The organism is Enterococcus sp. HMSC076E04, from assembly GCF_001814285.1.
Taxonomy (GTDB): Bacteria; Bacillota; Bacilli; order Lactobacillales; family Enterococcaceae; genus Enterococcus_B; species Enterococcus_B lactis.
Genome location: NZ_KV815632.1, coordinates 31,631 through 43,177, shown reverse-complemented (window position 1 = coordinate 43,177; position 11,547 = coordinate 31,631). Strand labels below are relative to the sequence as shown.

The following is an 11,547-nucleotide window of genomic DNA, read 5'->3' as shown; positions in this document are numbered from 1 at the left end:
CTATTTCTTCGCTCTGGCGAGACAAACATCGCCGCCATTTAATAAATACCCGAAGGACCAATCGACGCGACCGATACCAACACCATTGGAATTCATGCCACCCATTTCAACAATAGAAGTGCTATATCCCTTCCAATCCTCTGCTAAAATAGCGGTATGTCCATCATTACCAGCACCAGCACCTAAATTAACAATGATGATATCTCCGGCTTTCGCTTCATTTGGAGATATTTCAGTCAGATACTGACGTGCCCCTCTTGCATCTGCGGCCATTGAACCTGTGTACCACAGAGTCCCACGTGTTGCGGTTTTATATCCTGCTTTTGTCAAAGCCAACCACACAAAAGAAGAACAGTCAGCATACCCATTACGATCAGGATTCTCGACGCTACCAAAATTCCAACGTAACGGTTGCGAGTAATGGAAATAACCCATCAAGCTTTTGGCTGTACTGAGAATACTGCCAGCAGATGGGACTTGAAGATCTTTGAATCTGTTATACCAATTAACTGCCCATCCTTGTCTTTCTGGATGAGTTGTGGCTGGTCTTTCATAGTTTCGTTCAAATGTATAAGCAGCAGCTGCTGGATCAGTCATTGCTTTAAATCCAGAAACACTTGCCGGTTGAACAATTCCTAACCATTGACCGTTATACATTGTCCAATCTAATAACTTTCCTTGAGCTGACATTGTTCGATAATCTTCTGTAATTCCTGCAGCTCTCATCAGGTTTTGAACATAAGTCCTGCCATCCCATGTTGCTGGAGGAACCAAAGGATATGCCGAACCATCCCATTGAACGATTCCATAAGCTGGTCCGCCGACTTGTGCAATATCTGGATTCATTGCAGCGCCGGCTTCTCCTTGAACATTTCCAAGGATCCCAGCAATGGATGCTTTGGAATACCCTCTAGAAAGAAGCATGACCCATAATTCCCAAGCAAATTTGTCTGCTTGACTGGTAACCTCTGGTGGGTATATGCCATTCCAACTACCGCCATCATTATTTCCACTTCCACCTTGTCCAGGGAATACTTCTTGTCCGTTAATTGTGAGTTTCCCCCGAATATTGACATTTTTCATAAATTCCGCATCACCAAAGGCATTTAGCTTTTCCTGTAGATTTAAACTTCCAAATAATATAGAAGTTCCATTACCAAGTATTACCCAACCTTTTCCTTCTTTTGGTGAAATGAGAATATATTTCCCATCGCCATTTGTTCGAATCACTAACGAATTATCTTCTAACGGTGTAGGAGTGGATGCGCCAGGAAAAGGATTGCCTGCAGAATCAGTAGTACCAATTGTGCCGATAGATTCCTTGGTGTTCCAGAACTCCATTCCTTTCTTGGTTAGTTCCATGATTTTTTTATTATCATTCCAAATTTGTAACGTACCTTTGACAATTTTTAGCACATCGCCCAGATCATTAATTGAGCTTTCAAGAACTTCGGCATTAATAATCCCAACTTTAATGAAGTTAGCTACGATTTCACCCTTCGACGTCATTGCGATGCCAAACGGGCCATTTACTCCGTTGTCTGAATAACCTAAGCCATTTAAATTCCAACGCCACACACGCTTCGCATTCGCTACATTGGGAGTATCCATAATAAGAATCTCTGATGGAGCTTTTTCTGGACGAAAAACGACATGCCCACCAGAATTACCAGTGATCCATGCCGTCGCATTCAACACATTTTGAACTAACGTTTCTGTTCGATTGTCGATTTTCTTTTTCAATTCTTGTGCTTGAGTATTTACTGCCGAAGTGTACAGTGATAAATCATTACCTAAAACAATATCCTTATATTTCCCAAGCGTTGGGAAATAAGTGTATTCGACCATGCGCTCTTTTATCTCGATGTCTAGCTCTTTCGCCCTAACATGAGCGACATCACCAAAGTGTAAAGACGCTAGCTCTTGATACATCTCACCGTATTCGAGTGTGTGTTCCAACGCCACCATGCTGACTGTATGAGTAGCTTTTGGCTCGTGAATACGGTCATTGTCAAATAAGGTTTTGCCCCATTTGATCAATTCATCAACTGTTTTACAATCACCATTTTCACGTTTGGCAATACGTCGATTCTCATTGGTCACTCCATCAATTTCTAAATAACCATATTCGATAGGTTCTTTGTCTTCATCATAATCGTTATCAGGAACCCCGCCAACCAAATACAAACTATTGACAATTGATTCTTCATCAATTTCTTCTTCGATTGCTTCTAAATTGATGCCAAAATCGATCCGAAAACCATTATCTGATCCAATCTGTTTTACCAGTTTCAAATCATAGTTATCCATATCAAGTTCCGCGCTAGTCACGCCAGTCAAATTTTGATTACCGTTATTTGAGCCGATAATCGCTTCAACTGGTGCGACTTGTCTTGCTGTAAATTGGTGCGTTGTACCTACATTCGACAGATAGTTGAATTTTTGATCAAATGCCAAACTGTTTTTAAGATTGGTCATGATTTGAGAACCGTTGCCGTTATCCGTGAATGACTTAACGATAAAGTTTTTATTGGCCATAAAACCAATATGTCTGGCTGTCACAGAAACGGATGTCAAATTCTTTTTGATATTGTAAATTTCGAAGTATTGCCAGGAACCATCTGGTACCTTCGCTTTTATAAAATTTCCTTTTTTTAAATAAGAGCGATATTGTCCGCTTCTTGAATAGTTACCATAAAAACGATATTGACCATTTAATACACGATTGATTTCTGGCAAATCTTCCCAGTCAACCAACGACGCTCCGTTAACACTCAAATCATCTGGCATTTTTTTGTAAGCATAAATAAATTCTTGTGTCACAGATACACACTCCTATTCCAAAACCGCACTTCTTTAAATTTTCCGGATATTTTTACCTGATTCCATTCAGGCTGCAATACTGGCCAATCACCACGCGTAAATAAATTCAAACCTTCTTGTATTGCTTTCCCAAGCTGAGTATCAACCACGATTGTTGCAGCTAATGTATTAAGTATTGTTAGGCTTTTATTACCGACGGTGATCGTAATATCTCCTCCGTTTGATTCTATTTCCAAATAGGGATGTGCAATTTCGTCACCATGATCGAAAATATCCATCACACTAGAATGAAAAATTTTAGGCGCTTCACCGATTTTTCTTTTGAGTGGCTGACAACGAAAAGTAACATCGAATGTATAAAAGAAGCCCCACTCGTTTTCGAAAGGAACTTCTTTATCCATGCTGCAGATAGCGTCTAGATACTTGTCTGGATCATTATGCGTGATTAATTGACTTTTACCAGTAAGCCATCGTTTGACTTCCCTCAGTTTGGAATGTGGGATAGTGATCCTTTCTATTTCCAAATCAAAAGGTTCATAATCATCAAACGTCTCCGTCAATTCTCCGCTTCGGCCCTGAATTGTGTAAGTTTCGTATCGCTTGTTCGGCATAATATCTGGAAGCTCTCCCTCAATAATGCAATCCATATCAATTACTGCATTCCGATTTTTCCAAATAAAATTGGGTTCATCTGGTTTCATAAATTGTCGAATCAAATAGGAACACCCCCCAAATCATAAATAGCCTGTTGGTTTGCTTTAGCAAATTTACGATTCATACGATCTAACTCAGATGGATTGTTTGCATCGACTTTGCCAATGTGTATATGCTGCTCAATATTACCACCAGACACTTTTCCGCCAATACCTCTGCGTTTTTCTTCGTCAGATAACGGAGTAACTGTAGTTTTACCATTTTTTGCAGTCAGTAACTCTGGACCAGCTTCACCAACGATTGCTTGACCATTGATTAGATGACCGCCTTGTGCTAAATAAGGCAGTTTTGAAATAGAAAATGATTTTCCACCTACACCAGGAACCCATTTTGGTATCTTTATATTATTCAATCCACCAATAAATCCATTGATCAATCCAATCATGGCATTAATAGGAGCTTTCCCTACAGCAACAATACCATCGAAAATACCTCCAAAAATATCAACTAGACCTTGCCATGCTTTTGACCAATTCCCTGTAAATACTCCAGTGATAAAATCTAGAAAACCACTGAAAATTCGTTTTCCAGCATTATAAAAATTATTGAAATTTGCTATAACACCATCGAAAAATCCACCAAAATAACCACCTAAAAAATTGAATATTTCAACAGCTACATCCGAAACACCTTTGAAGAAAGAATTCACTCCATCATGAAACCATTTAACGTTATTATATGCCCAAATTAGTCCAGTAACTAATGCGCCAATAGCTATAACTGCTAATGCAAACCAGCCTCCCGACATTCCAAATAAACCAGCAAGTCCTTGCCAAACTCCTATAAAACTTTTAACTCCCCCAACGATTTTTGTAACAGATCCCATAAGTGAACCAAGAACGATTAGTACTGGTCCAACTGCTGCCGCTATACCAGCAATTGTTATGATCCAATTCTTTGTATCTTGATCTAGAGACCCCCACCATTTAGAGAATTCCTGTAATAAGGAAGTTGCTTTTTCAAAAAAAGGCAAAAGGCTTACTTGGACTGCTTCACCTACGTCAGCCATTGCTAATTTTGCATTGTTCATAGCTTGATCGGCTTGATCAATTGGGTCGAGAGTAGCATCGAATGTGTCTCCTACAGCTCCCCCACTTTCTCCAGCAGTTTTTGCTAAATCTTCCAGGTTCAAAGTACCTCTACGAATTGCATCGGCCATTCTAGGACCGCCTTTAGTCCCGAATACTTCTGCTGCTGCATTGATGGCTTCTGTTTCAGAACCTGCATTTTTTACCTTGTCTTGTAGTTCTTCTAGTCCTTGACTTAAAGATTTTCCGTCTTTCGCATAAGCCACTGTTGCTTTAGATAAACTACTTAAAGCTGCGCTTGAATCAACACCAGATTGCTCAAATTGTCCAAGTAAAGTGACCCCTTCACCAAAGCTCAACCCTAATTGTTTAATTTGTGGTGCGCCATCAATTGCTTTTTGCATCAAGTCGTCTACAGATTGACCAGTATTCTGCGATGTTTTCGTTGTTACATCAAGGACAGAATTCAAATCATCATATTCTAGTCCATAAGCATCAATAGCTTGTCGAGCAGATATTGCTGATTGCGAAACATCTGTATCATTGATTTCAGCGTACTGTAGGAGATAATTGGTTGAATCTTCCAGTTTTTTATCCATGAATCCAAATTGTGTATTTACCTCACCAATAGCTTCCCCAACCGTTTGTAAAGGTAAATGAGTATTTGAACCAACGTTTTTGAAAGACTGTGAAAGTCTATCAGCTTGATCACCTGTTGCTCCGGTTTTTGTAATGATGGTATCAAGTGCCTCGTCAACTTCACCAAATGCTGCAAGTCCTGCTGCTCCTGCCGCTACAATAGGCGCGGTTACTCCAACAGACATTTTTTCACCAACGCCTTTTACTTTCTCACCTGTTTCTTCGATTTTCTGGAGTTTTTTTGCTGTATCAACAGAAACGTCACCTTGTTCTTTAAGTGCATCGTTCGTCTGTTCTAATGCTGTACGAAGTTTATTTTCTCCGGTTTCAGAATTGAGTAATTGTTTATAAAGTTTTTCTGATTCAGCAGAATATTCACCGGTTTCTTTGACAGATTTTTCATATTCCTCTCTCAGCATTTGAGATCGTTGTTCAGCCAATCCTAATTGTTTTTCTAATTTTTGTTTAGCCGCTCGCAATTTTTCTGTTTGAGTTGCATCCTTGTCCATCGCAGACACTTGGTTTTTGTACTCGGCAGCGGCTAAGTTCATTTCTTTGTTGATTTCTTTGATTGTTTTCGAATAACTGACTTCGCCATTCGTTTTAAAATTAAGAACGACATCAGATTCTTTACCAGCCATTTATCTTAGCGCTCCTTTCTACCACCAAGGCGATTTATCCATAGTTACAGATTGAGGTGGTTCAAAATCGGTGTTTTGTTGTAACCACTGTAAATAAGATTTGAGCCACAAGTTAGGTGTAGACTTCAAAAAGAAACTCTCACTCCAATTCAATAGAGTGAGAGCAACGTAAATATAAAAACTCCAAGGAGTTCCTATCTCTTCCGATTCTTTTTGTTTACCTTTCTTTTTGCTTGCGTTTTTTGAAAGTCTTGTGGCTTCTTGGATTTTTTTAGGTCTTCCACCTGAAATGTCTGGCTAGCAAAAATTTCCATGCAAGTACTATAAGCAGACAACACCTCTCCACTCATTCCCAAAAATTTGAAAATAGTTTCTGGATCTTCCTCTAAACCACCAGTACGCAGCATGGCATAAATCAAGGCACGCATGATTTTTAGATCACTAGGCGATAAGTTAGCAGAAGAAATTTGTCCTTCTTTTTTAGATAGCATGGCATTCATATCAGATTCAAATTGCGAATAATCTCCACCATACACATCTGCTATAAATTCCATCGTTTGCATAGTAAATGAAATAGGGAATTCTGCGCCTTGAATAATGACAACAGCAGAATTCTTTAAATCATCAACATGAATCCCATAATCGGCAAGTCTGGCCATTATTTGCCACCTCCAACTTTAGCCAATGTTTTCCACTGTTCTTCATCGTATACAGGTTGAGCAATGAATTTATTAAATAATTCGAGAGAAGCTCCGTCTCTATTCGAATCAAAACTTGCATACATCACATTATTGTATTTCAGTCCTGTAGAAACAAAGTTTGCAGTTACATCATCGATTTTTGTTTCATCTTCAGCAGTAGCGTATTCTTCATCAATTACATTAGATAGTTGCGTGTTTGGATACCATACAGCTTTTTTACCTCCGCCTTCAATATTTCCAATGAATCCAAATGCAAGGTAAGGAAATTCTCGTGCGGTATTTTTACTAAATGTTACTCCGCTTTTTGCAATCATCCCTTTGATTTCATCCATTACCGCAATTGGAATACCTACATGATCCAACGCAATTTCATGTTTTGTTTCTCGGGACACGCGTCGGAACATTTTGCTTGATGCCCATTTTTCCAATGCTGTACCATTGCCTTTGACTCCAATTTTTGTAGCGATAGGCAACCGGACAACTTCACTATAAGTCGGAGCAGTTCCAACAGAATCTGGCGTTGCCATCATCGCGATTAAAATGTCGTCCAATCCTTCAAAATAAAAAGTATCTTGCTTTCCCAATTAAAATCATCCTTCCCATAAATCAAGTATTTTCTTCGTCATGATCTCTTCGATTTTTTCTTTATTTTGTTCATACGTACCGCTTGCAAAGTGTTGTGCTTTTTGTTTTGTCGTACCATTTTCGGTAAAGCGCCAGTAAAAAGCAGTCTCTTCAAACTGGACTTTCACTCGGTCTTCTTCAACAACAACTTTTATTTGTTCGCTCATATGCTTCTTTTTAAGCAGGGACTTAGGAATATTAGGAAGCAACTGCTCTAGGTAAAACTTTGCAGCTTCTTCTAAAGATTCCAATGATAATTTTTTCGGATCAACTTTTGAAAGGTTTCCTAAATAATCCGATATTTCAGAAAAACCATTCTTATTACTTGGCATTTTCCACACACCTCACATATGTGTAATAGTTGGTCACGGTATCGTCATTCTCATCACCTTGTATACCTGTAAAGTCTGAATATGGAATGCCAGCATTTTGCAGCGCTTGTTCAATAACAACTAAATCCTGTTCTGTTCCAAGTGTAAAAAAAGAGACTTGGTAATAAGGTAATTTTTTATAGACTTTACCGGATGCCATTTTTTTGCTGTTACTCACATTTGAGTACACAATGTATGGATACATCGTCCCTAATCTGGCTTTGTCTCTGAACACTGGTAACTTTGTTGATTTCAGCGCTGTTTTCAATTCATCAAAGCTAATCGACATAAGCTAAACTCAACTCCATTTCTCTTGCATCGGGATTCGTATAAATGCGAGTAATGTTATACGTTACAGAATCAATTTTGAGCGCACTTAATTTCTCTGTGATGGATTTATCCCATCTGACTTTAATTCGTCTGACAACGTCTGTCTTGGCTTGCTGTGATAAATATTTTTCTTGAGAAGTCACACCGAGTTCTTCATAGAATATTAGACGCTTAAATTCGTAAATTGTAGTTGGACGATCGTTTCCGTCTGTTCCTGTTTTGATGTCCAGTAACTCGGCTTTCCATCTGAGATTATTAGTCTGTCTCTTCGGCATTTTGAATCGCTCCTTGCACGATAAATGGCGTCATGGCATTCATAGCTTTGTCTAACTCATCTTCAGATACTCGGTATTCGTAGGCGATGCCAGCAACCATCAAAATAAGATATTCTTGTTGACCGCCAGTTGCTGTTTTGACATAATCTTTTGCCATATTTAAATAAAAAGAGAGCAAAGAATCATCCATGCCCTCTTCAAAATGAATATGTGATTTGAATTTTTCCTCTAAAGACAATTCTTTAGTTTGCTCTTCCATCTTAACCACCAACTGGTTTTGTAATTTCGTAGCGATATACTGCCGGTTCAAATGGAGAATAAACCAATTGACCATCTAGCAAGTTGTAAATTTGGAATCCAATTTGATTTTTACCAGAGAATTTTTCAACAAGTTTTTGAATTTCCAAGGCACCAATAACTTCTTGAATTTTAAATGCAGAAAAATCGCCAAAATATAAAACTGGTGTGTCTGGTTTACCCTTTTTATCTGCTGCATCTGTCCAATCCACAGGATAGCCAACTAATTGGTAACCTATTCCACCTTCTGCTTGTGTAAATGGACGCAACAAAGGAAATCCATCATCTGTTTTCATTTTTTCAATAGCAGTCAAAGCAGCTCGATTAATAATAAAGCGTCCCTTTTTCATCACTTCTGTCACTGGTGTATTTTTAAATTCGATTAATGCATCATATAATTTTTGCCCAGCACCTGCAGCAGTTAGATCTAAAGGTTTTTCAAATGCTACAGCCTTTTTGGCTAATGCACCAGGATTTTCATTTCCAGCGTCATCACCATTGAACATATAATTGATTTCTTTACGCACATAAGCTTTTTTCAATTCTTCCACAACAATATCTTCAACTGGAACACCAGACATTTTTAGTAATTTTTTAGTTACTGTTGCCAAAGCATCGAATTCGGCAGGATCAAGCAAAATTTCATCAAACTGAATAGCTGTTTCAGCAATATCAGTTGAACGCTCTTTCTTGTTTACATTCGCATCTGCTTTCTTCACAAGAATTGGATATTTGACATCTCCTGATGTTCGCACCACTGTTCCGTATTTACGAAGTAAATTTTCTTCTTGAGCATAAGTAATAACTTCAGATGCAATTACTTCTGGGACAGTAACTGAGCCGTTGCCAGCTTCAATCCCTAAAGCTCGAGCTTCTGCTTCAGAAATATTTCCAACTACAAAATTAGCAAATGCTTTTCGTAGTTGTTGATCTTTTTGTTTATTGGTCATTTTTGCACGTGCCTCCAATCCGTTCTTAATTGATCCAAGTAATCCATCTCGTTGCTGTTGAGTAATCATTCCAGAACGATTTTCTGAACTATCTTCACTGTCTGAATCTTCTTCTTGATCGTTGTCTTCACCAGAACGATTTTCATCGCTTCCAGTCGAGCCGTCTGATCCACCTGTTCCTTCGTCAGCATCTGAACCTTCATCTGATCCATCGGCTTCACTTAGTTCACTTTTGATTCCGTTCAATTCATCAACAACGGCATCAATTTCTTTTGTAATAGCTTCTAAATCAGCTTCGCGTAATTCTCCTGATTCAACTTTTTCACGTAATTCAGTCAATCGTTGTTCACGACGTGCCTTCATTTTTTTCAATAATTCTGTATCCATGTATTTTTCCTCCTACGCTTCTAGCGCTTGATTAATTTTTTTGATTAATTTTTTTCTTTCTTCGACGTTTTTTTCTAATTCATCACGACTTCTTAATGCTGCCTCTGTATCTTCATAAGCCGGCAAAGGAACAATAGAAACCTCATATAATTCCACTTCGCTAATTGTTCGAAGCATTGGTTCAGAATTGTAGTCCCACGTTTCTTCTGTCGGCACAAAACCAAAGCTACATTGATTGATGTCTCCGCGTTCCATAGATTTAACTAAGTCCCTTGCTACCGTTGTGTCTGGTAAATCAACTTCGAATTTCAATCCACGTTCATCTTCTTCAAGTCGAAGGGTCCCGCTTTTAGTACGTCCTAGCACATTGGACCAATCGTGGTTAAATAAGCAACGTACATCGGAGTTACTAATCGTTCTAGCAAAAGCGCCTGGTGCAATGACTTCACTCAAATCGTCCCATAATAGTGTTGGGCTATTGAATACAGCAGCATATCCACTAATGGTCCTCGTATGAGTTTCTTCATCAGAACGCGTTGAAAGGTTGGTGATGTCAATCGTGCGAATTTCCTTCTTCTTCATTTCCATCACCTCCTTTCAAGTTTTGATCATTCGTTGGTAAGGAATCATCTGTTGCATTTTTCTGGCCAATCCTAGACAAGTCATTTGAAATATAGATAGCTTGTGTTTCTGGAGTGTTCTGTTTAGGAAAACCAAGCATTTCTGCCACATTATCTGGACTTGTAATCCCTGTACGTACGATGTTGTAGCCAATATTTGTTTTTGTTGAGTAAGGAACAAAATCCAAGATGTTGATTTTCCATTCCACCCGATAGCCAGAATTTGGCATAAAAAAAAGAGCGGTGTAATGTTCGCTCTTGTTCTTCAATATTGGTTTGATTGCTTTGTTATGCAGATACATCATTGCTTTTTCGATGTCTGTTTTCATCAAAGACTGGTAGGTATCTACGTTGATTCCTAAAAATTTCCCTAAGTCTTTTTTATACACGCCCAAATAATTTAAAATAGCTTGATCATCAACTGGACTCTTTAACGTTTCAATTGTGTATCCTTTGCCAAGTGGAATCATTTTAACCGAATGATTGCTATCATCCTGCGTCCCTTCTAACTGATCAAGTATTGCTTTGACAATTTTCGTTTGAGCGCTATTATTTGGATTGATGTGGGCGTCCAGTTTAAGCATGAACGCGAGTAAACCACCTTTAGTATATTTGTCCGTCAAAACTTTTTCGGCGCTCAGAACGCCTTCCAGAGTGTTTCTTGCAAGATCAATTATTCCAGCACCTTTCAATGAATCAGTTCCGATGTTTTTAATGTGTCGAATCATTTGGCCAGGTATTTTTTGACCGTTCATTTCAAATTCTTCTTGAAGTCGTTCATTGATTTTAGTGGTTACACCGTATGCCAAATGAAGCTGGTCCCGATCTGTTAATGGGAATGTCTCGCCATTGATCAGTAGGGTATTTGTTTCCAATTTGGTAAATTCGAATCCGGTCAAATAATCATTGGGATTCTTCAAAATTTTTAGCAAGTGGTGGTCCTTCACTTCATTACCGTCTGGACCTATGACAACAGGTGAGGACAACGCTACCTGGTTTGAGATATCCTGGACCAATTCATAAACATCAGAAGATTCCATGATAGAGGAATCTGTTACATATCTTTGACCGTAACGCGTATAGTGGCCAAACATATCCTCGATGTACCCACGCTTTTCCATAAAGGAATAGACTGCATTCGATAACC

Annotated in this window: 12 protein-coding genes; all 12 read right to left on the bottom strand. The window is 38.7% G+C overall.

Translation table 11 applies throughout. The annotated features are described in order from the left end of the window. The 12 genes from HMPREF2961_RS12795 to HMPREF2961_RS12740 all read right to left on the bottom strand — a co-directional run bounded on the left by HMPREF2961_RS12795 (position 1) and on the right by HMPREF2961_RS12740 (position 11,521). Positions 1–2,823, bottom strand: coding sequence for a phage tail tip lysozyme (locus HMPREF2961_RS12795; protein WP_070704949.1), 2,823 nt, complete (start codon positions 2,821–2,823; stop codon positions 1–3). After that, positions 2,820–3,524, bottom strand: a complete 705-nt coding sequence (locus tag HMPREF2961_RS12790) for a phage tail protein (RefSeq protein WP_070705056.1) — start codon at positions 3,522–3,524, stop codon at positions 2,820–2,822. Before HMPREF2961_RS12790 ends, HMPREF2961_RS12795 begins: the two co-directional genes overlap by 4 nt. An 11-nt stretch (positions 3,525–3,535) precedes the next feature. Next, positions 3,536–5,845, bottom strand: coding sequence for a phage tail tape measure protein (locus HMPREF2961_RS12785; protein WP_070704946.1), 2,310 nt, complete (start codon positions 5,843–5,845; stop codon positions 3,536–3,538). A 194-nt stretch (positions 5,846–6,039) separates the two neighbouring features. Then, a complete protein-coding gene (locus HMPREF2961_RS12780) occupies positions 6,040–6,504 on the bottom strand; it encodes a hypothetical protein (RefSeq protein WP_010725762.1) in 465 nt (154 codons plus the stop codon). Further along, positions 6,504–7,130, bottom strand: coding sequence for a major tail protein (locus tag HMPREF2961_RS12775; RefSeq protein ID WP_070704943.1), 627 nt, complete (start codon positions 7,128–7,130; stop codon positions 6,504–6,506). Before HMPREF2961_RS12775 ends, HMPREF2961_RS12780 begins: the two co-directional genes overlap by 1 nt. A 6-nt stretch (positions 7,131–7,136) precedes the next feature. Beyond that, a complete protein-coding gene (locus HMPREF2961_RS12770) occupies positions 7,137–7,502 on the bottom strand; it encodes an HK97-gp10 family putative phage morphogenesis protein (RefSeq protein WP_070704940.1) in 366 nt (121 codons plus the stop codon). Beyond that, entirely contained in the window at positions 7,492–7,830 is a 339-nt protein-coding gene (locus HMPREF2961_RS12765) for a hypothetical protein (protein WP_002353261.1), read from the bottom strand. The genes HMPREF2961_RS12770 and HMPREF2961_RS12765 overlap by 11 nt, the downstream gene beginning before the upstream one ends. Beyond that, positions 7,820–8,146 carry a phage head closure protein gene (locus HMPREF2961_RS12760; protein WP_002303041.1) on the bottom strand — a complete coding sequence of 109 codons (327 nt, stop codon included), beginning with the start codon at positions 8,144–8,146 and terminating at the stop codon, positions 7,820–7,822. Before HMPREF2961_RS12760 ends, HMPREF2961_RS12765 begins: the two co-directional genes overlap by 11 nt. Continuing rightward, positions 8,127–8,405: a head-tail connector protein gene (locus HMPREF2961_RS12755; protein ID WP_002301326.1), complete on the bottom strand. Its 279-nt coding sequence runs from the start codon at positions 8,403–8,405 to the stop codon at positions 8,127–8,129. Before HMPREF2961_RS12755 ends, HMPREF2961_RS12760 begins: the two co-directional genes overlap by 20 nt. A 1-nt stretch (position 8,406) precedes the next feature. Then, entirely contained in the window at positions 8,407–9,780 is a 1,374-nt protein-coding gene (locus HMPREF2961_RS12750; RefSeq protein WP_070704937.1) for a phage major capsid protein, read from the bottom strand. Between the two features lie 12 nt (positions 9,781–9,792). Continuing rightward, positions 9,793–10,362, bottom strand: coding sequence for an HK97 family phage prohead protease (locus tag HMPREF2961_RS12745; RefSeq protein WP_070704934.1), 570 nt, complete (start codon positions 10,360–10,362; stop codon positions 9,793–9,795). Beyond that, complete coding sequence (locus tag HMPREF2961_RS12740; protein ID WP_070705053.1) at positions 10,334–11,521, bottom strand: phage portal protein; 1,188 nt, start codon at positions 11,519–11,521, stop codon at positions 10,334–10,336. The genes HMPREF2961_RS12745 and HMPREF2961_RS12740 overlap by 29 nt, the downstream gene beginning before the upstream one ends. Positions 11,522–11,547: the final 26 nt, after the last annotated feature.